We start from the raw sequence: 23,471 nt of genomic DNA on the forward strand, positions 1-23,471 counted from the left end.
CGGCCGTCGCGGACCGCCCTCAAGACCGCCGCCTTCCCCATGACGTCACTCCGTCAGGGCGGGGAGTTCGAAGGAGAAGAGGTCGTCCAGTGCGCGGCGGGTTGTGCGGGCGGGGGCGGCGCGGACGGCGAGGTCGCGGGCGGCCGCGGCGAGGGGGTGGGACAGGGCCGAGAGGCGGCCCGCCCGGCGGGCCCGCACGCGGAGGGCGTCGGTGCGGGAGAGGCGGGCGCGTGTGTAGGCGGCGAGGGCGGCGGGCACCTCCCCGCCGTCCAGCAGGTGGGCCAGGACGGCGGCGTCCTCGACGGCCTGGCAGCCGCCCTGGCCGAGGTGGGGGGTCATGGCGTGCGCGGCGTCGCCGAGCCAGGCGAGCCGGCCCCGGTGGTAGGCGGGGAGCCGCGCGGCCAGGTCGTACAGGTCGTGCTGGAGCACGGCCGCCGGATCGATCCGCGCGAGCAGGGCGGGGATCGGGTCGTGCCAGGTGCCGTAGCGGCGCAGGAGTTCGGTGCGGACGTCGGCCGGGCGGTAGCCCGCGGGGACGACGGCGGTGGCGTAGACGTAGGTCCGCCCGTCGGCGAGCGGGACGACGCCGAAGCGCTCGCCGCGGCCCCAGGTCTCGGTGGCCCCGTACCCGGGGACGCTGCCGGTGCCGGTGCCGGTGCCGGTGCCCGCGCCCGTGCCCGCGCCCGTGTCCGCTTCTGCGGGCAGGACGGTGCGCCAGGCCGTTTCCCCGCTGTAGCGCAGGCCGGGATGGTCCGGGAAGTACCGGTGGCGCAGGGGGCTGTGGATGCCGTCGGCGGCGACCGCGAGGTCGGCGCCGAGGTCTCCTGCGGCCGTGCGGACCACCGTGCGGCCACCGGTCTGGTCCACGGCGGTGACGGCGGCGCCGTACGCGAGGGACCCCTCGGGGAGTGCGGCGGTCAGGGCGGCGGCCAGGTCCGCGCGGTGCACGGCGAGCGGCAGGCGGCCGTAGCGGGCGGCGAGTGCGGCGGCGTCGGCGCGCCCGAGCCAGCCGCCCGCCGGGCGGCGCAGGCCCATCGCGGCGGGGGCGGCGCGGCCCGCGGCGCGGGCGGGGTCGAAGCCGATGGCGTCGAACGCCCGCAGGGCGTTGGGGGCGAGGACGAGGCCGGCGCCGGCGGCGGAAGGCCCCGGGTCCCGCTCGCAGACGGTGACCCGCCAGCCGCGGCGGTGCAGGGCCAGGGCGGCGCTGAGCCCGCCGATCCCCGCACCCGCCACGACCGCATGACGCTGGGACATGACGTGCCCTCCTGTCGAGAGATCCTCTACATCCGTAGAGGGATGGTCGTCACTCTACATCTGTAGAGTGATCCCATGTCCACCCGAGACCGCGGAGGCGACCGCAGCGCCGACCGCACACCCGACCGCAGGACCCTCATCGCTGACACCGCGATCGACCTCGTCGCCGCGGGCGGCCTGCGGGCGCTGACGCACCGCGCGGTCGACGCCGCGGCGGGGCTGCCGGCGGGCAGCACCTCCTACTACTTCCGTACGCGGACGGCGCTGATCGCCGCCTGCTACCAGCGGCTGGCGGAGCTGGACCTCGCCGACCTCGACACGGACGGGCCGCCGGGGCCGCCCATGGGCCGGGACGTGGCCGCGGCGGCGCTCGCAGGGCTGCTGTACCGCTGGCTGACCGCGGGCCGCGCGCGCCAGCTGGCCCGGTTCGAGCTCAGCCTGGAGGCGGCGCGCAACCCGGAGCTCGAGACGGACTTCCACCGGGCGGGCCAAGGGGCGCGGGCCCGGGCGGCGGGGATACTGGCCGCCCTCGGAGCGGAGCGCCCCGAAGAGGCGGCCGACCTCATGGTCGCCTGGGCCGACGGGCTCCTCTACGACCGGCTGGCCGGCGCCTTCGCGCGCTCCCGCCCGGCGCCGGACCTGTCCGAACTGACCTCCGTCACCCGCAGGATGATCGACGCGGCGCTCTCCGCCTAGCTTGCGCCGTGCCCATGCCCGTGCCCGTGCCCGTGCCGATGCCCGTGCCCGCTGCACCGTGGTGGCGTCCGGGCCGGCGCCGGTGGCCTGCCCCAGCCGATGGGCCGAGCCGCACCGGAACGTGCAGGAATGCGCCACCCGTTCTCCGGTGGGACCGGCCCACCCGCGGCGCCCCGCCGGCCATGCGGCAGGATGGCAGCCCGCTTCGCGTGCGTACACACGCCCGAACGGGGCTCCGCACAGCACGATCTGACAGGTGAAGAAGTGACGAGACATCACATAGGGCGGGCGGCCGCGTCCCGCGCCGTTCTCCAGGACCGCCGCGGTGGGGAGGGGGTCCTGTGAGCCGGGATCTCGTCGTGCACGACTGGATCGTGGCCGCCATCGCAATGGCGGCGGGTGTCGCGGCCGGACTGCTGTTGCGCGCCCTCCTGAAGTGGCTGGGCGTGCACGCCCGCAGGACGGCGTGGCGCGGGGACGACGTCATCGTCGACGCGCTGCGCACCCTGGCCCCCTGGGCCGCCGTCATCGGGGGCGCGGCCGCGGCGGCTTCGGTGCTGCCGCTCACCGCGCGGGTCACGGGCCTCGTGAACGATGCACTGACCGCCCTGCTCGTCCTCATCGCCACGGTCACGGCCGCCAGGGTCGTCGCGGGGCTCGTGCAGTCGCTGGCGCAGGCCCGTACGGGAGTGGCCGGATCGGCCAGCATCTTCGTCAACATCACGCGCGTCGTCGTGCTGACGATGGGCGTCCTCGTCGCCCTCGAAACCATGGGCGTGTCCATCGCGCCGTTGCTCACCGCTCTTGGCGTCGGCGGTCTCGCGGTCGCGCTGGCCCTGCAGGACACCCTCGCCAACCTCTTCGCGGGAGTGCACATCCTCGCCTCGAAGACGGTGCAGCCCGGTGACTACATCCGGCTCAGCAGCGGGGAGGAGGGCTACGTGGTGGACATCAACTGGCGCAACACCGTGGTGCGCAACCTGTCCAACAACCTGGTGATCATCCCCAACGGGCGCCTCGCGCGCACGAACATGACCAACTTCACCCAGCCGGAACAGAAGTTGTCGCTCCTCGTCCAGGTGGGGGTCGGCTACGACAGCGACCTGGCGCACGTCGAGCGGGTCACCCTCGAGGTCGTCGACAGCGTGATGGCCGACGTCTCCGGCGGGGTCGCCGACCACGAGGCGGCCGTACGCTTCCACACGTTCGCGGACTCCCGGATCGAATTCAACGTGATCCTGGGCGTGGGCGAGTTCAGCGACCAGTACCGCATCAAGCACGAGTTCATCAAGCGCCTGCACGAGCGCTACCGGGCGGAAGGGATCTCCATCCCCGCCCCGACGCGGACGGTCTCGGTCCGGCCGTTGGGGGCACCGCTGCCACACCAGCGCGATGCCCCTTCCCCGGCCCCGGCCCCCGTCCCCGCCCCGGTTCCGGTCGAGCTCTGAGAGCCGGCCGCTAGTCCGCCGAGCGGGTCCAGCCGACCGGTTCGAGGCGGGCGGCGTCGGCGGGCCGGTCCTCGGCGAAGAGGAGGCGGGCCGGTTCCGCGACGCGGACGAGGTCGACGTAGATGCCGCGTCCCACGTAGCGACCGGTCGCGGTGTGGCGCAGGCGGAGGCGGACCTCGCGGCCGGCCCAGGCCGCCGTGAGGGGGGCCTCCAGACGGTGCCAGATACGGCCGGACCAGCCGCTCACGGAGCCCCGCGGCCAGGTTTCGGGAGTGCCGCCCGTGGAGCGCAGGGTGGTGAAGGGGAGCGGCTGCCACTGTTCTCCGTCGGGCGAGGCCTCCACGTGCAGGGCGCCCTCGCCGGGCACGGTGTCCCACCAGACGGCGCAGCGCAGCCGGGCGGCCGCCGTCGCCGGGGTGAGTGGCGGCAGGGTCAGGGTCCCCGACGCGCCCGGGGTGATCCCCGAGAACCAGGCCGGGCCCCCGTGCCGCGTGCGGACCGGGACGGCACGGGCGAAGCGGTTGCCGACGGCGACCCGCGGCGCGCTGCCGGCCCGCCAGGTGCGAACGGGGTGGACGGAGTTCCCGAGCAGGATCAGGAAGGAGTCGGTGGAGGGGTCGAGGACCAGGGAGGTGCCGGTGAAACCGGTGTGGCCGGCGGAGTGCGGGGTGGCCATGGCGCCCATGTACCAGTGCTGGTAGAGCTCGAAGCCGAGGCCGTGGTCGTCGCCGGGGAAGGAGGTGTTGTAGTCGGTGAAGAGCAGCTCGACGGAGGCGGCCCGAAGAATGCGCCGGCCCGCGTAGACGCCGCCGTCGAGCAGGGTGCGGGCGAGGACGGCCAGGTCGAAGGCGGTGCCGAAGACCCCGGCGTGGCCCGCGACTCCGCCGAGCGCGTACGCGTTCTCGTCGTGGACCTCTCCCCACACCAGTCCGCGGTCCAGGCCCGACCAGGGCGGGCGCTGCACCTCGGTGGCGGCCGTGACCCGGCGCCAGGAGCGCGGCGGGTTGTACCGGGTGCGCTGCATCCCGAGCGGAGCAGTGATCTCGTCGTGGAGCAGGACGTCCAGCGTGCGACCGGTGATCTGTTCCAAGAGCAGCTGGAGGGTGATCAGGTTCAGGTCGGAGTACCGGTACACCGTCCCGGGAGTCTCCTGCGGCTGCACCGACCACAGCAGCCTCAGGCGGCCCTCGCGCGTGGGTTCCTTGTAGAAGGGCGCCCACGAGCGCAGCCCTGAGGTGTGGGTGAGCAGCTGACGGACCGTGATCACCTCCTTGCCGCCCCCGGTGAAGAGCGGCAGGTACCGGCGCACCGGAGCCTCCAGGTCCAGCCGGCCGCGCTCCATCTGCTGCACGGCCAGGACGGAGGTGAACAGCTTCGTCAGCGAGGCCAGGTCGAAGACGGTGTCCTCGGCCATCGCGATCCGCTCGGCCGCGGGGAACTCCCGTACGCGGTCGGTCCGCCCGTCGTAGTCCGCGTACCGCACGGCGTCGCCCATGGCGCGGTGCAGTGCGATGGTGCGGCCCCGGCCTGCGAGGACCACCGCACCGGCGTAGTGGGGGTGCTCGGGAGAGGGGCCCAGGAACCGCCGCGCCTCCTCCGCCACCCCTTCCAGGTGCCGGTCCAGCAGCCCGGCCTGTCGCGCGGATCCGTAGCGCAGCCGCAGTCCCTGGAGTGCGCGCCGCTCGGCCGGCCCGCCCGCCGCCCCCGCGGGGCTGCCGGGGAGCGCGGCGTGCAGTACGAGCACCCCACCGAGCGCGAGCAGCCGGGCCCCCAGCCGGCGCCGGCTCAGGCCCGGGCCCTGCTCCTGGCCCTGTCCCTGCCCTTCCGCTTCCCCCGGCCCCCGCCCCGGCCCCCGCCCTCGCCAGGGCCCGGCCGAGGCTTCCGCTCCGGCGCCCGCTGCCCCGTCAGCCCCCGTACCCGCTGCCCCGTCAGCCCCCGTAGCTGCTGCCATGTCCGGCCCTCCTGCCGCTGTCCGTTGCCGTTGTTCGCTGCCGCTGCCGCTGCCGCTGCCGCTGCCCGCCGTTTGCGTCCGCCCGGCGCGCCGCGTCGCGGGGCTCCGCCCCGGACCCCGCCGAACGCCGGCGGGCGGGAGCCGCTCCCGGCGCGCCGCACGTTAGTGGGTATCTGCCCGCACGGCGGGCACCCTCCGCACCGACCGGCCGTCAAAGAATCTGACACAGCATCAGAAAATCTCTTCCCTCGACCGGCGGGCTGCGGCATCCTGCCGCCCATGGAGACGGAGCTGAGCAAGAAACTGGGAGTCGAGCACGCCATCTTCGGCTTCACGCCCTTCCCGGCGGTCGCCGCCGCCATCACCAGGGCGGGCGGATTCGGCGTCCTCGGAGCGGTCCGCTACACCGCGCCCGACGACCTCAAACGCGACCTCGACTGGATGCAGGCGCACACCGACGGCAAGCCCTACGGCCTCGACGTCGTCATGCCCGCCAAGAAGGCCGTCGACGGCATCAGCGAAGCCGACATCGAGGCGATGATCCCGGCCGGCCACCGCGCCTTCGTCCGCGACACCCTCGCCAAACACCACGTGCCCGAGCTCGCCGAGGGCGAGGCCTCCGGCTGGCGGATCACCGGCTGGATGGAGCAGGTCGCCCGCAACCAGCTCGACGTCGCCTTCGACTACCCCATCAAGCTCCTGGCGAACGCCCTGGGTTCCCCGCCTGCCGACGTCATCGCGCGGGCCCACGACCACGGCGTCCTCGTCGCCGCCCTCGCCGGCAGCGCCAAACACGCCCGCCGCCACGCCGAAGCCGGCATCGACATCGTCGTCGCCCAGGGCTACGAGGCCGGCGGGCACACCGGGGACATCGCCACCATGGTCCTGGTCCCCGAGATCGCGGAGGCCGTCGCCCCGCTCCCGGTCCTCGCCGCGGGCGGCATCGGCAGCGGCGAGCAGATCGCCGCCGGACTCGCCCTCGGCGCCCAGGGCGCCTGGCTCGGCTCCCTCTGGCTCACCACCACCGAGGCCGACCTGCACTCGCGGGCCCTCACCCGCAAGCTGCTCGCCGCAGGCTCCGGCGACACCGTCCGCTCCCGCGCCCTCACCGGCAAGCCCGCCCGCCAGCTGCGCACGGAGTGGACCGACGCCTGGGACGACCCGGAGGGCCCCGGCGCCCTCCCCATGCCCCTGCAGGGGCTGCTCGTCGCCGAGGCCGTCTCCCGCATCCAGAAGTACGAGGTCCAGCCGCTGCTCGGCACCCCCGTCGGCCAGATCGTCGGCCGGATGAACGAAGAGCGCAGCGTCCAGGCCGTCTTCGACGACCTGACGAGCGGCTTCGAGCGAGCCATCGACCGCATGAACCGCATCGCCGGCCGAGTCCGAGAGGCGTGATCCACGTGACCGACCAGCTCCCCAACGGCTTTTGGGCCCAGGCCGCCGCCGACCCCGGGCGCACCGTCCTCGTCACCCCCGAAGGCGAGGAATGGAGCGCCGGCCGCCTGCACGCCGACGTCAACCGCCTCGTCCACGGCCTGCGCGCCGCCGGCCTGGACAAGGGGGACGCGTTCGCCGTCGTCCTCCCCAACGGCGTCGAGTTCCTCACCGCCTACCTCGCCGCCTCCCAGGCCGGCTTCTACCTCGTCCCCGTCAACCACCACCTCGTCGGCCCCGAGATCGCCTGGATCGTCTCCGATTCGGGAGCCAAGGTCCTCATCGCCCACGAGCGCTTCGCCGGGGCCGCCACGGCCGCGGCCGACGAGGCGGCCCTGCCCGCGAGCCGGCGCTACGGCGTCGGAGCCGTCCTGGGCTTCCACCCGTACGGGCAGCTCCTGGACGGGCAGCCCGTGACGGCACCCGAGGACCGCACCCTCGGCTGGGTCATGAACTACACCTCCGGCACCACCGGCCGACCGCGCGGGATCCGCCGCCCGCTGCCCGGCAAGCTCCCGGAGGAGACGTACCTCGGCGGCTTCCTCGGCATCTTCGGCATCCGCCCGTTCGACGGCAACGTCCACCTGGTCTGCTCCCCGCTGTACCACACCGCCGTCCTGCAGTTCGCGGGCGCCGCCCTGCACATCGGGCACCCGCTGGTGCTGATGGACAAGTGGACCCCGCAGGAGATGCTGCGCCTGATCGACCGGCACGCCTGCACGCACACCCACATGGTCCCGACCCAGTTCCACCGGCTGCTCGCGCTCCCGCAGGAGACGAAGGACGCGTACGACGTCTCCTCGATGCGGCACGCCATCCACGGCGCCGCCCCCTGCCCCGACCACGTCAAGCGGGCGATGATCGAGTGGTGGGGCCGGTGCGTGGAGGAGTACTACGCGGCCAGCGAGGGCGGCGGCGCCTTCGCCACCGCCGAGGACTGGCTGAAGAAGCCGGGAACCGTCGGGAAGGCGTGGCCGATCAGCGAGCTCGCCGTCTTCGACGACGACGGCAACCGGCTGCCCGCCGGTGAACTCGGCACGGTCTACATCAAGATGAACACCGGCGGCTTCAGCTACCACAAGGACGAGAGCAAGACGAAGAAGAACCGCATCGGCGACTTCTTCACCGTCGGCGACCTCGGGCTGCTGGACGAGGAGGGCTACCTCTTCCTCCGCGACCGCAAGATCGACATGATCATCTCGGGCGGGGTCAACATCTACCCGGCCGAGATCGAGTCGGCCCTGCTCACCCATCCGGCGGTCGCCGACGCCGCCGCCTTCGGCATCCCGCACACCGACTGGGGCGAGGAGGTCAAGGCGGTCATCGAACCGGCGGAGGGATTCGTGGCGGGCGACGCCCTGGCCGCGGAGATCCTGCACCACTGCGAACGGCAGCTCGCCGGCTACAAGCGCCCCAAGACGGTCGACTTCATCGAGACCATGCCGCGCGACCCGAACGGCAAGCTGTACAAGCGCCGGCTGCGCGACCCGTACTGGGAGGGCCGCGAGCGCGCGATGTGACGGGGTGGGGTGCGGGGCCGGGACCGCGCCGGACCCCGTATCCCGCACCCCGCACCCCGCACCCCGCACCCCGGCCCCGTGCGACCGCCGCGCCCGGGTCTCGTGAGAAAGGCCACGTCAGAGCCTCGAATGCGCGCCTTGCGACGCACATGAGGGACAGTTCTGGCAAGTTGGCAGATATGAGTACGGCAACGCGCAGATCGCCCCTGACCGACTGGACCGTCCTGGTCCCCGTGGTGGCGCTGGTCGCGCTCGTCTTCAGCTGGGGACGCGATCTGCCCGGACTCGCGGTGGCGCTGGTCGCCCTCTGCCTCGCCGGTGCGGTGCTGGCGGCCGTGCACCACGCCGAGGTCGTCGCCCACCGCGTCGGCGAACCCTTCGGCTCCCTCGTCCTCGCGGTCGCGGTCACCGTCATCGAAGTGGCGCTCATCGTCACCCTGATGGCCGACGGCGGCGACAAGACGGCCTCCCTCGCCCGGGACACCGTCTTCGCCGCCGTCATGATCTCGTGCAACGGCATCGTGGGCCTGTCTCTGCTCGTCGGCGCCCTGCGCAACCGCGTCGCCGTCTTCAACGCCGAGGGCTCCGGCGCGGCGCTGGCCACGGTCGCGACCCTCGCCGTCCTCAGCCTCGTCCTGCCGACCTTCACCACCAGCAAGCCCGGGCCGGAGTTCTCCACCGCCCAGCTGGCCTTCGCCGCCGTCGCGTCGCTCGCCCTCTACGGTCTGTTCGTCGCCGTCCAGACGGTCCGGCACCGGGACTACTTCCTGCCCGTGGACACTGAGCACCGTCCGGGCCGGCCGGACGTCCACGATTCCCATGCCGCGCCGCCCAGCGCCCGGGCGGCCCTGGCCAGTCTCGGCCTGCTGCTGGTCGCGCTCGTCGCCGTCGTCGGCAACGCCAAGGCCGTCTCCCCGGCCATCGAGGCGGGCGTGGCGAACGCCGGCCTGCCGAACGCCGTCGTCGGTGTGATCATCGCCCTGCTCGTCCTGCTGCCCGAGACCCTGGCCGCCGTACGCGCCGCCCGCCGCGACCGCGTCCAGACCAGCCTCAACCTGGCCTACGGCTCGGCCATCGCCAGCATCGGCCTGACCATCCCGGCCATCGCGCTGGCCTCGGTCTGGCTCTCCGGCCCGCTGTTGCTCGGCCTCGGCCCGATCCACATGGTGCTGCTCGCCCTCACCGTCGTGGTCAGCGCCCTGACCATCGTCCCGGGCCGCGCCACCCTGCTCCAGGGCGGCGTCCACCTCGTCCTGCTGGCCGGGTACCTCTTCCTGGCCGTGAGCCCGTGAGCCCGTGAGCCCGTGAACCCGTGAGCCCACGCGCTCGTGCCGGCGACGGCCACGGCCACGGCCAGGTCAAGGGACGGAGATCACCTGCGCTCGCGCGGCCACACCACCTTCAGCTTCGGCGAGGTGAGGATGTCCCGCTCGCAGAACCTGGAGGTCACCCAGCGCTCCTGCGAGAACATCCGGGTCTGGTCGGCGTAGTACGGCGAGTTCGGGTTCGCCGACTGGCTGTACGTCAGCAGGGTGCGCGCCACCGGACAGCGGCCGCCGTCCCAGCCGACCGCCTGGACGTGGCTGGAGCCGTGCAGCACTTCCGGATAGCCTCCGGCCGCCGCGTTCCAGGGCGCCTCGATCTTGTTCCACACGCCGAGCGCCTCCGTGCCGCCGCCCACCGGCAGCTTCGCACCGCCGCGGACCACGAACTGGTGCTCACCCAGCGGGGCGTCCAGGGCGATGCCCGCCGCGTTCAGCTCCGCCACCGCGTCCGCGAGCGCCCGGCCGATGCCGGGCGCCGCCTGGTTGAGCGTTCGGGGCGTGCGGACCGGATCGGCGGCCGAGAACGGCACCAGCCACAGGTCCTTGGGCGGGGTCGTCGCCGTCAGCCTGCGCCAGAACCGGTCGAAGAGCAGGGCGCCGCGGCTGGCGCTGTCGGCCGTGCGGTCCCAGCCGGCCAGCACCGGGCAGGCGGCCGAGACGTCCACCACCGCGCCGTTGCCCGCCGTCGCCGTACCGCCGGGCAGCGCGGCGCAGGCCTTCGCCGCGTCGGCCGCCGCCAGGTCCCCGGCGGGCACCCGATTGGCGAACTGCTGCTCCTGCAGGTCGGCCACGGTCAGCCGGCCCTTCGCCGCCATCCCCGCGACGTCCTCGATCGCGCCCCGGGTGCGCAGTGAACGCGGGGCGGCCGCATTGCCCCAGATCCGCTCGTAGCCGGTCAGCGGTCGCTCCGCATTGGCCAGCCAGGCACTGTCGTTGGAGTTCTCCGCGTACGGGGCGTCGCGCAGGGTCGGCGCCCTGCCCGGCCCGAAGACCCCCGGCTGTACGGCGTCCGGGTCCGAGCCGAGTGCGCAGTCGGCCCGCGCCCCGTCCAGCACCGCCAGCCCCGAGGCGGGGTAGGTGGCCCTGCCCAGCGGTGTGGAGCAGCGGGCCGCGAGCTCGTCGGTGATGCGGGGGAGCACCTGGGACTGGGTGAAGAGGGTGCCGCCCGCCGAGTCGGCGGCCACCGTGTTGACCCAGGGCAGGCCCTGGGTGCGCCGCAGGGCGTCCTGGATCCCGGCCACCGAGCGCGCCTTGCCCAGGGCGAGCGCGGTGTCGGAGCCGCGCAGGTTCGCCGCGTTCGGGTCGTTCAGCGCATAGGCCGTGGCGGCCGTCCAGGGCAGCGGCAGCCCCGGACCCAGGTGGGAGACGACCGGTCCGTAGCGCGTCCACCACTGCGTACGGGTCACCGGTCCGCCGCCCGCCACCGGGACGGTGACGGTCCGCGCGGTCATCTTCTCCGGGACGCCGTCGACCAGGTAGGCGGTGGGGTCGGCCGGATCGAGGGTGAGCTGGTGCAGGCTGACCGGCGTGCCGGTGGCCACCGTGTGGCTCCACGCCACCTTCTCGTTGAAGCCGATGTTGACCACGGTGGTGCCGAGCAACGAGCCGCCCGAGACGTTCAGCTCGCCCGGAATGGTCTGCTGCGACTGCCAGAAGCGGCGTCCGCCCTGCCAGGGGTAGTGCGGGTTGCCGAGCAGCAGACCGCTGCCGCTCGCCGTGGTGGAACCGGCGAAGGCCACCGCGTTGGAGCCCATGTCGTGGCGGGTGGTGTCGAAGAAGTCCCGGGCCGCCTCGGCCGCGGCCGCCGGATCGGTCTCCCGGGGCGCCGCCGTACGCGCGCCCGCGCCGGAGGGAGCTGCGGCCGGGGGCTGGGCTGCGGTGATGCCGTCGATCCCGCGGCCCTGGCCGCCGAGGACCGAGACCGCGAACCCGCGGGCGGCGACGTCGGTGGCGGTGACCGGGCGGACCCAGCCGGCGCCCTTGCAGGCGGGGTCGGTGACCTCGTTCTGGGCGAGCCAGGCGTTGTACCCGGCGGCCCAGCCGCGCATCAGCTCCCGCAGGTCCTTGCTGGGGCCGGCCGGGGCGGGGGTGGCCAGCAGCCGCTCGACCGCGCCGGACTCCCGTACGCCCTTGAAGTACAGGTCACTGGTGAGGTTCCGGGTGGCGGAGGACAATGATCCGTCGGGCGCGGCGTCGGCGCCGAACCAGCGCGAGCGCTCTCCGGCGACGGTCACGAAACCGTCGGCGAGCACGCACACCTGGTCCGCGGCCTGCGCCCACCCCGTGCCGAAGCCGAGGTGGGCGTAGTCCCGCGCGAGTATGTGCGGTATGCCGTTCTCCGTGTACCGGATGACGGCGGACAGACCCCCGCCGGACGGGCCTGCCTCCCCGGTGGCCGCGGCGGCCTGAGGTATCGCGGCCGTGGCGGCGAGCAGCGCGGCGCCGGTGAGGGCGACGCGGCGGAGTATCGGGCGGGTGCGGAGCAACATGCCTCCCAAGTAGCCTGCGGATGTGCGAGGTTGCCGGTGTGGCGGGCGGTGCGTCCGTGCCCCCACACTCATGCAGGCTGCTTGATGGTCTGTCAACATCCCGTTTGGTATCCCGGACGTCGGCAGCGGTGCGGGAGGGGCCGGCAGTGACCCCTCCCGACGTCCCGCTCGCCGCCGCTCGCGGCCGTCCGGCTACGGCGCCGGAGGCGACGCGGCGTCGAAGTCCGTGGAGCGGCTGACCGACTCCCAGGCCCGCGCTTCCGCGCGGGCGGCGTCCGCGTGGGCGGTGATGAAGTCGACCGCGTCGTTGCCCAGGACCAGACGCAACGGCGTGACCTCGGCGTCCAGCGCGGCGAGGATCGCGGCGACCGCCTTGACCGGGTCGCCGGCCTGATGGCCGTCGCTGGCCGGGAGCCCCTGGCGCACGGGGCCGATCATGTCCTCGTAGACGGGCAGGGCCGCGGTGTGCCGCAGCGTGTCCCCGCCGGCGAAGCCCGTACGGAAGGCGCCGGGCTCCACGATCAGCGTCTTGATGCCGAAGGCGGCGACCTCGGCGGCGAGCGCCTCGGTCAGGCCCTCCAGGGCGAACTTCGACGCGCAGTACGCCCCGACTCCGGGGAAGGCGAGGCGCCCGCCCATGCTGCTCATCTGCACCACGGCGCCGGACTTCCGCGCCCGCATGTGCGGCAGCGCGGCCCGGGTGAGCGCCGCCGGGCCGAAGAAGTGCAGCTCCATCAGTTCGCGGAGCTCGGTGTCGGAGGTCTCCTCCACGGCGCCGACCAGACCCCGGCCGGCGTTGTTGACCAGGACGTCGATGCGGCCCCAGCGGTCCACGACCTCCGCGACGACCTCCTCGGCGCGCGCGATGTCGGTCACGTCCATGGCGAGCGGTAAGAGGCGATCGGGGTGGGCGGCCGCCAGCGCGGCGAGCGCGTCGGGGCGACGCGCGCCCGCGACCACGGTGTCCCCGGCCGCGAGTGCGGCCTCGGTGAGCGTGCGGCCGAAGCCGGACGAGGCCCCGGTGATCAGCCAGACCCGGCCCTCGGCCGTGGTTTCCAGATCCTGAGCGGACATCATTCCCCCTGCGGGTGAAGGTGGTTGACAGTGGTGTCCGCTCATCCTGGCACCGCCGGACCCGCCGGGTCAGCCCCCTCCCAGATCATGAGGGGTGGGCGGAGGGGGGTCCTCCGCGGGGAGGTATCCGCGGCGTTCGAGGCGGCGCAGGGTGAGGTGTTCGTGGACGAGGCGGCCGACGAGCGCTCCGCCGTAGACCACGAACCCGACGCCGACCAGCCAGGACTGGACGACGAGCAGCGTGCCGAACGGTCCGTAGGTCACGGCATTGGACGCGATCAGCGGGGAGAACGCCAGCTGGGAGAACACCCGCAGCCCCAGCAGCCCGACACTCGTGGCCACCGCCCCCGGCACCAGGGCCCGCCAGCGGACACGGCCGCCGAGCAGCAGCCGCTGCGAGGCGACGAAGAACAGGCAGGTGCCGAGCAGGTCGCCCAGCGTGCCCAGGAGCGTGCCGACGGGGTCGTTCGACGGCGCCGGGATCTCGACGAGCAGCGCGAGGTAGCAGACCAGCATGGCGAGCCAGACGACGTGCCGCCACATGGTGTGCCACCGGGCGGTCGGCACGTCCCAGACCTTCTCGTAGCCGGTCTGCACGGCCGAGCCGAAGGTCAGGCCGAAGACGGCCAGGGCCGCCAGACCGAAGGCGGTGGTCCGCTCCAGCGCCAGGTCCGCCGCGCCGAAGACCATCTCGACCCGGCCCCGCGAGGACTCCGTCACCCCGAGGGCCTGGCCGAGCCAGCGGCCGAAGCCCGAGCCGCTGCCGGGTGCGGCGGCCGCCACGACCACCAGCAGCGGCACCAGCGTGAGGAACCCCAGGGCCGCGAAGCCCATCGCCCGGTGCATCAGCTCCATTTCCCGGCCGCGGCTCCAGGCCAGCCCCGCGTGGGAGCCCTGGAGCCGGACGTAGAGCCGCCGCAAGAACGAGGTCACGGCGTATGCACTACCCGGACGGCTCCGACGGCTCTCGGGCGACGCCTCGAATTGGACCCGAAGGGGTGGTTTCAGCCGTCCTGACGCTGCTCCCGCAGGTCGACCAGCCGTTTGATCTTGCCCACCGAACGCTCCAAGGTCTCCGGCTCCACCACCTCGACCCGGACCGAGACCCCGATCCCCTCCTTGACGGCCCGGACCACGGCGGCTGCCGCGGCCTCCCGCCGGGCGGCGTCCGCCTCCCGGCGGGCCTCCACCCGTACGGTCAGGGCGTCCATCCGGCCCTCCCTCGTCAGCCGCAGCTGGAAGTGCGGAGCCAGACCCTGCGTGCGCAGCAGGATCTCCTCGATCTGGGTGGGATACAGGTTCACCCCGCGCAGGATGACCATGTCGTCGCTGCGGCCCGTGACCTTCTCCATCCGGCGGAAGGCCGGCCGCGCCGTGCCGGGCAGCAGCCGCGTCAGATCCCGGGTGCGGTAGCGGATCACCGGCATGGCCTCCTTGGTGAGGGAGGTGAACACCAGCTCGCCGGGCTCGCCCTGCGCCAGCACCTCGCCCGTCAGCGGATCGACCACCTCCGGGTAGAAGTGGTCCTCCCAGATGTGGAGCCCGTCCTTGCCCGAGGCGAACTCCTGCGCCACGCCCGGGCCCATCACCTCGGACAGGCCGTAGATGTCCACCGCGTCTATGCCGAGCCGGTCCTCGATCTCCCGGCGCATCTCCTCGGTCCACGGCTCCGCGCCGAAGATCCCCGTGCGCAGCGAGGTCGAGCGCGGGTCGATCCCCTGACGCTCCATCTCGTCCAGCAGGGTCAGCATGTACGAGGGGGTGACCATGATGACCTCCGGCCGGAAGTCCTGGATCAGCCGCACCTGGCGGTCGGTCATCCCGCCCGAGGCGGGCACGACCGTACAGCCCAGGCGCTCGGCGCCGTAGTGGGCGCCGAGGCCGCCCGTGAACAGCCCGTAGCCGTAGGCGATGTGGACGATCTGGCCGGGTCTGCCGCCCGCGGCGCGTAGGGACCGGGCCACGACATCCGCCCACGTGGACAGATCCCGCTCCGTGTACCCGACGACCGTCGGGCGCCCGGTGGTGCCGCTGGAGGCGTGGATACGGCGCACCTCGGAGCGCGGCACGGCGAACATCCCGAAGGGGTACTGGTCGCGCAGGTCCGCCTTGGTGGTGAAGGGGAACAGGGCGAGGTCGGCGAGGGTCCGGCAGTCGTCGGGATGCACGCCTGCCTTGTCGAACGCCTGCCGGTAGAAGGGCACCCGGTCGTAGACGCGGTGCAGGGTCGCACGCAGTCGCGTCAGCTGGAGGGCGGCGAGCTCGTCGGCGCCGAGCCGCTCGCCCGCGTCCGCGTCCGCGTCGAGGAGATCCTTGTGTGCCGACATGCCCGTCACCTCATCGTGAGTCATCCGAACCGACCGATCATTCGGTAGATTGCCAGTGCCGCGCGGGGTAAGGCAATGACTCGAACGAGTGATCGTCTGATGTGATGGCCCGCATGCCTGCTTTCACCACCTACGACGGGACCGAACTCGCCTACCACGTCCGGGGGGAGGGCGACACGCTGGTCTGCCTGCCGGGCGGCGCCATGCGCGCCTCGGAGTACCTGGGAGACCTCGGAGGGCTGGGCGCCGGGCGCCGCCTCGTCCTCCTGGACCTGCGCGGCACGGGCCACTCCGCGATACCGGCCGACGAATCGACCTACCGCGTCGACCACCAGGTCGCCGACGTCGAGGCGCTCCGCGTCCACCTGGGCCTGGAACGCATGGACCTCCTGGCCCACTCGGCCGGCGGCAACCTCGCCCAGCTCTACGCGGCCGCCCATCCCGGGCGGATCCGGCGCATGGCCCTCGTCACCCCCACCGCCTGGGCGGTGGACCTCCCGGTCACCCCGCAGGACCGCCTGGAGGCCGCCCGGCTGCGCGCGGGCCGCGAGCCGTACGACACCGCGATCGAAGCCTAGGGGCGGATCCTTTCGGCCGCCGGTGGCGGCTCCGACGCGGACTGGGACCTGGCCGCGCCGCTGTTCTACGGGCGCTGGGACGAGACGGCCCGGGTGCACTGCGCGGCCAACGCGCGGCAGCAGAACGGGAAGGCGGCGGATGCGTACGCGGGAGCGGGGGCCTTTGATCCGGCGGCCACGCGGGACGGACTCCGCCGGGTCGCGGGGGAGGTGCTGGTCCTGGCCGGGGAGCTGGACGGCAACCCCCGCCCGGCGCTGGCGGCGCGGCTCGCGGCGCTCTTTCCGCAGGGGGTGCTCGAGGTGCAGCCACGGGCGCGCCACTTTCCCTGGCTGGACGATCCGGGGTGGTTCGCGGGGCGGGTGGAGCGGTTCCTCTCGACGGGCGCCTGACCGGCGGTCCGGGGGCGGGGGGCGGGGGCTCCGCACGGTGATCCCGCCGGGCCGATCCAGTTCCGCGCCCCCGCGCCCCGGGCGGGCCCCGGAACGCTGGGACTCCGCCCCGCGCCCCGCGCCCCCGGGCGGGCCCCGGAAAGCTGAGACTCCGCCCCACGCCCCGCGCCCCGGGCGGGCCCCGGAGACCCGGGGGCTCCGCCCCGGACCCCGCCGCCCCACCCGCCGGCGGGGCTGGATGCCCGGTGGGGCCGGGGGTGTGCGGGGCCCCGGGGGTCGGGTGGTTCGGGTCAGGCAGGGTGGGTGTCGGCTTGCCTGGCCACTGATGTGGCCCAGCGGTAGTCCGCCTTGCCGCTCGGTGAGCGTTGGATCGTAGGGGTGATGACCAGCTGGCGGGGGATCTTGTAGCCCGCCAGGCGGGTGCGGCAGTGGGTCTGGATCTCGTCCAGGGTGGGCTCCGCCGCGCCCGGCCGGATCTGGACCACCGCCGCCACGTGGTTGCCCCACGTCGGGTCCGGGACGCCCGCGACCAGCGCGTCGTACACGTCCGGGTGCGACTTCAGCGCCTGCTCGACCTCTTCCGGATAGACCTTCTCGCCGCCCGTGTTGATGCACTGCGAGCCGCGCCCCAGCACGGTGACGATGCCCTGCTCGTCCACCGTGGCCATGTCGCCGAGCAGCACCCACCGCTCCGTCCCCTTCTGGAAGAAGGTCTCGGCGGTCTTGGCCGGGTCGTTGTAGTAGCCGAGCGGGACGTGGCCGCGCTGGGCCAGGCGGCCCGGCTCGCCCACCGCCACCGGCTCGTGCGTCACCGGGTCCACCACCTGCGTACGCTCGTTGACCTGCAGGCGGAAGCCCTTCTCCGGGCCGGAGTCGTCGGTCGCCCGCCCGTTGGAGCCGGACTCGGAGGAGCCGAAGTTGTTCAGGAGCAGCACGTTCGGCACGAGCCGCTGGAACTCCGCGCGCACCGTCTCCGACATGATCGCGCCGGACGAGGACACGCTGAAGAGGGAGGACAGGTCGGTGCCCTTCAGGGGGCCGTTCAAGGCGTCGATCAGGGGCCGCAGCATGGCGTCGCCGACCAGTGACACGCTGGAGACCTTCTCCTTCTCGATCGTCCGCAGCACCTCCTCCGGCGCGTACTTGCGGTGGATGACCACCCGCTGGCCGTAGTTGAAGGCGATGAACGACGTGAGGGTGGACGTGCCGTGCATGAGCGGAGGGGCCGGGAAGAAGGTCAGGCCGGCGCCGCGCGCCGCGACCCGCTCGGCCAGCTCCTCGGGCCGCTTCACCGGTTCGCCCGACGGCTCGCCGCCGAACAGTCCGGCGAAGAAGAGGTCCTCCGCCCGCCACATGACGCCCTTGGGCATCCCGGTCGTGCCGCCGGTGTAGATGATGAACAGGTCGTCCGCGCTGCGGGGCGGGAAACCGCGTTCGGGCGAGCCGGCGGCCTCGGCGTCCGCGTACGCCACCGGCGCGATGGCGGGCTCAGGGGCACCCGCGGGAGCCGTGCCGACCCGGATCAGGTGGCGGAGCCTCCTCGTCTGCGGCAGCGCGGCCGCGACCCGCTCGGTGAACTCGCCCTCGAAGACGAGCGCGGCGAGGTCGGCGTCGTTGTAGAGGTAGACCAGCTCCTCCTCCACGTACCGGTAGTTCACGTTCACCGGGACCAGCCGGGCCTTGAGGCACGCCAGCACGGTCTGCAGGTACTCGACCCCGTTGTACAGGTGCAGACCCAGGTGCTCGCCGGGCTCCAGCCCGCTGTCCAGCAGGTGGTGCGCGATCCGGTTCGCCGCCGCGTCCAGTTCTGCGTACGTGAGGCGGCGCTCGGCGCCGGTCCCGGGGTGGTCCACGTACACGAGGGCCTCACGGTCCGGAACCACGTCCACGACCGACTCGAACAGGTCGGCAAGGTTGTACTCCACCGTTCCTCCTGACCCTGGAATGTCCATGGCTGGTCTGCTCCGGCGGTCATTAGAGCCCCGCCGACCGCAAGTGGGAAGGGAGTCGCCCAAGAAAACTGACTGTGTGTCAGAAAACTATTGAACTGCACCCGCACCTACTGCAACCTGTTCTAGGTCTTGAGACGGGAGGACGGCAATGGGTGGGACGGAACACCTGACCGTGGAACGCCGCGGCGCCACGCTGGTGCTCACCATGAACAGGCCCGAGGCGAAGAACGCGCTCTCGCTGCCGCTGCTGGTGGGACTGTACGACGGGTGGCTGGAGGCGGACGCCGACGACACCATCCGCTCCGTGGTCCTGACCGGCGCGGGCGGTGACTTCTGCGCCGGCATGGATCTCAAGGCACTCGCCGGGAAGGGGATGGCGGGCGACCAGTACCGGGACCGGCTCAAGGCGGACCCGGACCTGCACTGGAAGGCCATGCTGCGCCACCACCGGCCGCGCAAGCCGGTCATCGCCGCCGTGGAGGGGTACTGCGTGGCCGGGGGGACCGAGATCCTCCAGGGCACGGACATCCGGGTCGCTGGCGCCGGGGCCACCTTCGGGCTGTTCGAGGTCAAGCGGGGGCTCTTCCCGATCGGCGGCTCGACGGTGCGGCTGCCGCGGCAGATTCCGCGGACGCATGCGCTGGAGATGCTGCTGACGGGGCGGCCGTACTCCGCGGAGGAGGCCGCGCGGATCGGGCTGGTGGGGCGGGTGGTGCCGGAGGGGACGGCGTTGTCCGCTGCGCTGGCGATCGCGGAGCAGGTCAACGCGTGCGGGCCGCTGGCGGTGGAGGCCGTGAAGGCCTCCGTGTACGAGACCGCCGGGCTGACGGAGTCGGAGGGGCTGGCGTCCGAGCTCCTGCGGGGGTGGCCGATCTTCGACACCGCCGATGCGAAGGAGGGGGCGCGGGCCTTTGCGGAGAAGCGGGCCGCGGTGTATCGGCGGGAGTAGCCTCCCGGGCCCTGGCGCGGTGGACCGGCGTCGTGTACGTCCGGGGCCCGGTGCGGCGCCGTTGCCGGGGCTCCGCCCCGGGCCCCGCGCCTCAAACGCCGGCGGGGCTGGGGTTGGGCTCTGCCCGGGTCCCGCGCCTCAAACGCCGGCGGGGCTGGGGTTGGGCTCTGCCCGGGTCCCGGGCGTCAAGCGTCGGCGGGGCTGGGGTTGGGCTCTGTCCGGGTCCCGGGCGTCAAGCGTCGGCGGGGCTGGGGTTGGGTCCCGGGCTCAGGTGCCGGTGGGGCTGGAGTTGGGTTCTGGCCCGGGCGCGGGCGTTGTGTCCGCGGCAGGGAACGGTGGGGCTTCGGCCCCTGGTACGGGTTCGTGGCTCTGGTGGCGGCGGGCCTCAACTCGGTGGGCCGGAACGGTCCGCCCCGAGCATTGGAGAGTCATCCGTGACAGCCCCCGCCTCCCCGCCCGAGGTGCTTCGTGCGCCGCTCGTCGTCGAGTTCCCCTTCACGCGGTCCCTCGGGCCCGTGCAGTCCGCGTTCCTCACCGGGCTGCGCGAAGGGCTCGTGCTCGGAGTCAAGACCTCCGACGGGACCGTGATGGTGCCGCCCGTCGAGTACGACCCCCGCACCGCCGAGGAGATACGCGAGCTCGTCGAGGTCGCCCCCACCGGCACCGTCACCACCTGGGCCTGGAACGACCGGCCCCGGCGCAACCAGCCCCTGGGCACCCCCTTCGCCTGGGTGCTGGTCAGGCTCGACGGCGCCGACACCGCCCTCCTGCACGCCCTCGACGCCCCCGGACCCGAATCCGTGCGCACCGGGATGCGGGTGCGCGTGCGGTGGGCGGCCGAACGCGCCGGGGCGATCACCGACATCGCCTGCTTCGAGCCCGACGACGGCCCCGCCCCCGCACGGGCCACGGGGCAGGCCGCCCCGCACGACGGGGTCTTCGCGGAGCCCGTCACCGGCATCGTCGCCGAAGCCCGCCTGGACTACACGTACAGTCCCGGCCGCGCCCAGACCGCCTACATCAACGGCCTCTCCGAGCGCAAGACCATCGGCGAGCGCTGCCCCTCCTGCCACAAGGTGTACGTCCCGCCGCGCGGCGCCTGCCCCACCTGCGGGGTCGCCACCACCGACCAGGTCGAGGTCGGCCCGGCCGGCACCGTCACCACCTTCTGCATCGTCAACATCAAGGCCCGCAACCTCGACATCGAGGTCCCCTACGTCTACGCCCACATCGCCCTCGACGGCGCCGGCCTCGCCCTCCACGGCCGGATCGGCGGTATCCCCTACGACCAGGTCCGCATGGGCCTGCGCGTCGAACCCGTGTGGACCGAAGGCGGCCGCTACCCCGACCACTACCGCCCCACCGGCGAGCCGGACGCGGACTACGACGCGTACAAGGAGCTCATCTGATGCCCAGGACGAGCAGGCACGCCCGCGACGTGGCCGTCGTCGCCTTCGCGCAGAGCGACCACCTGCGCCGCACCGACGAACTCAGCGAAGTCGAAATGGTCATGCCGGTCCTGCACCAGGTGCTGGCCCAGACCGGCCTGAAGGCAGGGGAGATCGGCTTCACCTGCTCCGGTTCCAGCGACTACCTGGCCGGCCGCGCCTTCTCCTTCACCATGACCCTCGACGGGGTCGGTGCCTGGCCGCCGATCTCCGAGTCGCACGTCGAGATGGACGGCGCCTGGGCCCTCTACGAGGCCTGGGTCAAGATCCAGACCGGCGAGGCCGACACCGCGCTCGTCTACTCGTACGGGAAGGCCTCGCCCGGTTCCGTACGCGACGTGCTGACCCGCCAGCTCGACCCGTACTACCTCGCCCCGCTGTGGCCCGACTCCGTGGCCCTGGCCGCCCTCCAGGCCCAGGCCCTGATCGACGCGGGCGAGACCGACGAGCCCGCGCTGGCCGCCATCGGCGCCCGCAGCCGCGCCGCCGCCGAGGCCAACCCGCACGCCCAGCTCCGCGGGGCCGTGCCGCAGGGCGACTACCAGGTCCGGCCCCTGCGCACCGGGGACTGCCCGCCCATCGGGGACGGTGCGGCGGCCGTCGTCCTCGCCGCCGGGGACACGGCCCGGCGGCTGTGCGGGCGCCCCGCCTGGATCACCGGCATCGACCACCGCATCGAGGCCCACGGCCTGGGCCTGCGCGACCTCACCGACTCCCCGTCCACCCGGACGGCCGCCGAGCGCGCGGGGGTTTTCGACGCCCCGGTGGACACGGCGGAGCTGCACGCGCCGTTCTCCTCCCAGGAGGTCGTGCTCCGCAAGGCCCTCGGGCTCGGCGACGGGGTCACGGTCAATCCCTCCGGCGGAGCACTCGCCGCCAACCCGATGATGGCCGCCGGCCTGATCCGGATCGGCGAGGCCGCCGCCCGGATCCACCGCGGCGAGTCCGACCGGGCCGTCGCCCACGCCACATCCGGCCCCTGCCTCCAGCAGAACCTGGTCGCCGTCCTGGAAGGGGACCCCGTATGAGCACCTCGGGCAAGGAGCCGGTCGCCGTCGTCGGGATCGGCCAGACCAAGCACGTCGCCGCCCGGCACGACGTCTCCATCGCCGGACTGGTCCGGGAGGCCGCGGCGCGCGCCCTCGCGGACGCCGAGCTGACGTGGGCGGACGTCGACGCGGTCGTCATAGGCAAGGCCCCCGACTTCTTCGAGGGTGTGATGATGCCGGAGCTGTACCTGGCGGACGCCCTCGGCGCGGTCGGCAAGCCGATGCTGCGCGTGCACACGGCCGGTTCGGTCGGCGGGTCGACGGCTCTCGTCGCCGCCAACCTCGTCGCCGCCCGCGTCCACCGGACCGTCCTGACCCTCGCCTTCGAGAAACAGTCCGAGTCGAACGCCATGTGGGGCCTCTCGCTCCCGGTCCCCTTCCAGCAGCCGCTGCTGGCGGGCGCGGGCGGCTTCTTCGCCCCGCACGTGCGCGCGTACATGCGGCGCACCGGCGCGCCGGACACGGTGGGCTCGCTGGTCGCGTACAAGGACCGGCGCAACGCGCTGAAGAACCCGTACGCGCACCTGCACGAGCACGACATCACCCTGGAGAAGGTCCAGGCCTCGCCGATGCTGTGGGACCCGATCAGGTACTCCGAGACCTGCCCCTCCTCGGACGGCGCCTGCGCGATGGTCCTCACCGACCGGGAGGGGGCGGCGCGTTCGCCGCGGCCCGCGGCCTGGGTGCACGGCGGGGCCATGCGCAGCGAGCCCACCCTCTTCGCGGGCAAGGACTTCGTCTCCCCGCAGGCCGGCAAGGACTGCGCGGCCGACGTCTACCGGCAGGCGGGGATCACCGACCCGCGCCGGCAGATCGACGCGGTGGAAATGTACGTGCCGTTCTCCTGGTACGAGCCGATGTGGCTGGAGAACCTCGGCTTCGCCGCGGAGGGCGAGGGCTGGAAGCTCACCGAGGCCGGGGTCACCGAACTCGACGGGGACCTTCCGGTCAATCCCTCGGGCGGGGTCCTGTCCACCAACCCGATCGGCGCCTCCGGCATGATCCGCTTCGCGGAGGCCGCCCTCCAGGTGCGCGGCCAGGCCGGGGAACACCAGGTCCCGGGAGCGCGCAGGGCCCTCGGGCACGCGTACGGCGGTGGGGCGCAGTTCTTCGCGATGTGGCTCGTGGGGGCCGAGCCGCCGGCCCCCTGAAGCCGGACGGACCGCGCGGGCGGGCGGCGCACCGGTCACGGGTGACTCACCGTGGCCTGTGCGGCACCCGCTGCGGTGGCTAACCTGGCCCCCGGACGACGTACCGGGAGGAGCACGCACGTGGCCGAGAGCATGACTTCACAGCCCCTGGCCGGCTGGGGCAAGCCGGACCTCGATCTCACCGAGGCGGAATGGAGGTCGAGCAGCCGGGGAGCGGGTGACGTCCAGATCGCCTTCGTCGAGGGCTTCGTCGCCATGCGCAACAGCGAGCGGCCCGAAAGCCCCTCGCTGATCTTCGCGCCGGACGAGTGGAACAAGTTCGTGCTGAACGCGCGGGGCGGGGAGTTCGACCTCACGTAGCGGGCCGCGCGCGCCACGCGCCGACGCGCGTACCCGGGCCGGACGCCCGCCCGGGCCGTACGCGCCGACCCGTGGC

At 73.5% G+C, this 23,471-nt stretch carries 19 protein-coding genes; 12 read left to right on the forward strand and 7 right to left on the reverse strand.

Features of this window, described 5'->3' with window-relative positions; translation table 11 throughout:
* Nucleotides 1-45 precede the first annotated feature (45 nt).
* Entirely contained in the window at nt 46-1,254 is a 1,209-nt protein-coding gene (locus AB0D44_RS05210) for an FAD-dependent oxidoreductase (protein ID WP_362584597.1), read from the reverse strand.
* A gap of 75 nt (nt 1,255-1,329) precedes the next feature.
* Here AB0D44_RS05210 and AB0D44_RS05215 point away from each other — a divergent pair, with 75 nt between their 5' ends.
* Both AB0D44_RS05215 and AB0D44_RS05220 read left to right on the forward strand, forming a co-directional pair.
* Nucleotides 1,330-1,950, forward strand: a complete 621-nt coding sequence (locus tag AB0D44_RS05215; protein WP_362584600.1) for a TetR family transcriptional regulator — start codon at nt 1,330-1,332, stop codon at nt 1,948-1,950.
* 341 nt (nt 1,951-2,291) lie between these two features.
* Nucleotides 2,292-3,398, forward strand: coding sequence for a mechanosensitive ion channel family protein (locus AB0D44_RS05220; protein ID WP_362584603.1), 1,107 nt, complete (start codon nt 2,292-2,294; stop codon nt 3,396-3,398).
* Nucleotides 3,399-3,408: 10 nt separating this feature from the next.
* Here the strand turns inward: AB0D44_RS05220 and AB0D44_RS05225 are convergent, their stop codons facing one another.
* Nucleotides 3,409-5,142, reverse strand: a complete 1,734-nt coding sequence (locus tag AB0D44_RS05225; RefSeq protein ID WP_362584606.1) for a serine hydrolase — start codon at nt 5,140-5,142, stop codon at nt 3,409-3,411.
* Between the two features lie 486 nt (nt 5,143-5,628).
* Here AB0D44_RS05225 and AB0D44_RS05230 point away from each other — a divergent pair, with 486 nt between their 5' ends.
* The 3 genes from AB0D44_RS05230 (at nt 5,629) to AB0D44_RS05240 (ending at nt 9,595) form a co-directional block, all read left to right on the forward strand.
* Entirely contained in the window at nt 5,629-6,744 is a 1,116-nt protein-coding gene (locus tag AB0D44_RS05230; RefSeq protein ID WP_362584609.1) for a nitronate monooxygenase family protein, read from the forward strand.
* Nucleotides 6,745-6,749: 5 nt separating this feature from the next.
* Nucleotides 6,750-8,303 carry an acyl-CoA synthetase gene (locus AB0D44_RS05235; protein ID WP_362584611.1) on the forward strand — a complete coding sequence of 518 codons (1,554 nt, stop codon included), beginning with the start codon at nt 6,750-6,752 and terminating at the stop codon, nt 8,301-8,303.
* Nucleotides 8,304-8,482: 179 nt separating this feature from the next.
* Nucleotides 8,483-9,595: an ionic transporter y4hA gene (locus AB0D44_RS05240; RefSeq protein WP_362584614.1), complete on the forward strand. Its 1,113-nt coding sequence runs from the start codon at nt 8,483-8,485 to the stop codon at nt 9,593-9,595.
* Nucleotides 9,596-9,675: 80 nt separating this feature from the next.
* Here AB0D44_RS05240 and AB0D44_RS05245 read toward each other — a convergent pair whose 3' ends face one another.
* From AB0D44_RS05245 to paaK, 4 genes are all read right to left on the reverse strand, one after another.
* On the reverse strand, nt 9,676-12,117 hold the full coding sequence (locus AB0D44_RS05245; protein WP_362584617.1) for a penicillin acylase family protein: 2,442 nt from the start codon (nt 12,115-12,117) through the stop codon (nt 9,676-9,678).
* Nucleotides 12,118-12,309: 192 nt separating this feature from the next.
* On the reverse strand, nt 12,310-13,191 hold the full coding sequence (locus AB0D44_RS05250; RefSeq protein WP_362584620.1) for an oxidoreductase: 882 nt from the start codon (nt 13,189-13,191) through the stop codon (nt 12,310-12,312).
* A 69-nt stretch (nt 13,192-13,260) separates the two neighbouring features.
* Nucleotides 13,261-14,124 (reverse strand): YhjD/YihY/BrkB family envelope integrity protein, encoded by an 864-nt coding sequence (locus tag AB0D44_RS05255; protein ID WP_362584623.1) that lies wholly within the window; start codon nt 14,122-14,124, stop codon nt 13,261-13,263.
* Nucleotides 14,125-14,195: 71 nt separating this feature from the next.
* Nucleotides 14,196-15,518, reverse strand: coding sequence for a phenylacetate--CoA ligase PaaK (gene paaK, locus AB0D44_RS05260; RefSeq protein WP_362584626.1), 1,323 nt, complete (start codon nt 15,516-15,518; stop codon nt 14,196-14,198).
* A 113-nt stretch (nt 15,519-15,631) separates the two neighbouring features.
* On the opposite strand from paaK, the gene AB0D44_RS05265 reads away from it, so the two are divergent.
* Entirely contained in the window at nt 15,632-16,096 is a 465-nt protein-coding gene (locus AB0D44_RS05265) for an alpha/beta fold hydrolase (protein WP_362584629.1), read from the forward strand.
* Between the two features lie 93 nt (nt 16,097-16,189).
* A complete protein-coding gene (locus tag AB0D44_RS05270) occupies nt 16,190-16,486 on the forward strand; it encodes a hypothetical protein (RefSeq protein ID WP_362584631.1) in 297 nt (98 codons plus the stop codon).
* 290 nt (nt 16,487-16,776) lie between these two features.
* Here the strand turns inward: AB0D44_RS05270 and AB0D44_RS05275 are convergent, their stop codons facing one another.
* Entirely contained in the window at nt 16,777-18,411 is a 1,635-nt protein-coding gene (locus AB0D44_RS05275) for an acyl-CoA synthetase (RefSeq protein WP_362584634.1), read from the reverse strand.
* Nucleotides 18,412-18,586: 175 nt separating this feature from the next.
* On the opposite strand from AB0D44_RS05275, the gene AB0D44_RS05280 reads away from it, so the two are divergent.
* From AB0D44_RS05280 to AB0D44_RS05300, 5 genes are all read left to right on the forward strand, one after another.
* Nucleotides 18,587-19,387: a crotonase/enoyl-CoA hydratase family protein gene (locus AB0D44_RS05280; RefSeq protein WP_362584637.1), complete on the forward strand. Its 801-nt coding sequence runs from the start codon at nt 18,587-18,589 to the stop codon at nt 19,385-19,387.
* A gap of 434 nt (nt 19,388-19,821) precedes the next feature.
* Complete coding sequence (locus AB0D44_RS05285; RefSeq protein ID WP_362584640.1) at nt 19,822-20,796, forward strand: OB-fold domain-containing protein; 975 nt, start codon at nt 19,822-19,824, stop codon at nt 20,794-20,796.
* The gene (locus AB0D44_RS05290; protein ID WP_362584643.1) at nt 20,796-21,863 is read left to right on the forward strand and encodes a thiolase domain-containing protein; all 1,068 of its coding nucleotides are present in this window, start codon (nt 20,796-20,798) and stop codon (nt 21,861-21,863) included. The genes AB0D44_RS05285 and AB0D44_RS05290 overlap by 1 nt, the downstream gene beginning before the upstream one ends.
* On the forward strand, nt 21,860-23,035 hold the full coding sequence (locus AB0D44_RS05295) for a thiolase domain-containing protein (RefSeq protein ID WP_362584646.1): 1,176 nt from the start codon (nt 21,860-21,862) through the stop codon (nt 23,033-23,035). Before AB0D44_RS05290 ends, AB0D44_RS05295 begins: the two co-directional genes overlap by 4 nt.
* A gap of 120 nt (nt 23,036-23,155) precedes the next feature.
* Nucleotides 23,156-23,395 (forward strand): DUF397 domain-containing protein, encoded by a 240-nt coding sequence (locus AB0D44_RS05300; RefSeq protein WP_362584648.1) that lies wholly within the window; start codon nt 23,156-23,158, stop codon nt 23,393-23,395.
* Nucleotides 23,396-23,471: the final 76 nt, after the last annotated feature.

Origin of the sequence: Streptomyces sp. NPDC048349 (genome assembly GCF_040651925.1) — a bacterium.
Classification (GTDB): domain Bacteria; phylum Actinomycetota; class Actinomycetes; order Streptomycetales; family Streptomycetaceae; genus Streptomyces.

Excerpts from the sequence above, each read along its gene's own strand:
- paaK (WP_362584626.1), bottom strand. The coding sequence starts at position 15,518 with ATGTCGGCACACAAGGATCTCCTCGACGCGGACGCGGACGCGGGCGAG.
- AB0D44_RS05290 (WP_362584643.1), top strand. The coding sequence starts at position 20,796 with ATGCCCAGGACGAGCAGGCACGCCCGCGACGTGGCCGTCGTCGCCTTC.
- AB0D44_RS05280 (WP_362584637.1), top strand. The coding sequence starts at position 18,587 with ATGGGTGGGACGGAACACCTGACCGTGGAACGCCGCGGCGCCACGCTG.
- AB0D44_RS05245 (WP_362584617.1), bottom strand. The coding sequence starts at position 12,117 with ATGTTGCTCCGCACCCGCCCGATACTCCGCCGCGTCGCCCTCACCGGC.
- AB0D44_RS05215 (WP_362584600.1), top strand. The coding sequence starts at position 1,330 with ATGTCCACCCGAGACCGCGGAGGCGACCGCAGCGCCGACCGCACACCC.
- AB0D44_RS05250 (WP_362584620.1), bottom strand. The coding sequence starts at position 13,191 with ATGTCCGCTCAGGATCTGGAAACCACGGCCGAGGGCCGGGTCTGGCTG.
- AB0D44_RS05230 (WP_362584609.1), top strand. The coding sequence starts at position 5,629 with ATGGAGACGGAGCTGAGCAAGAAACTGGGAGTCGAGCACGCCATCTTC.
- AB0D44_RS05210 (WP_362584597.1), bottom strand. The coding sequence starts at position 1,254 with ATGTCCCAGCGTCATGCGGTCGTGGCGGGTGCGGGGATCGGCGGGCTC.
- AB0D44_RS05265 (WP_362584629.1), top strand. The coding sequence starts at position 15,632 with ATGCCTGCTTTCACCACCTACGACGGGACCGAACTCGCCTACCACGTC.
- AB0D44_RS05240 (WP_362584614.1), top strand. The coding sequence starts at position 8,483 with ATGAGTACGGCAACGCGCAGATCGCCCCTGACCGACTGGACCGTCCTG.
- AB0D44_RS05295 (WP_362584646.1), top strand. The coding sequence starts at position 21,860 with ATGAGCACCTCGGGCAAGGAGCCGGTCGCCGTCGTCGGGATCGGCCAG.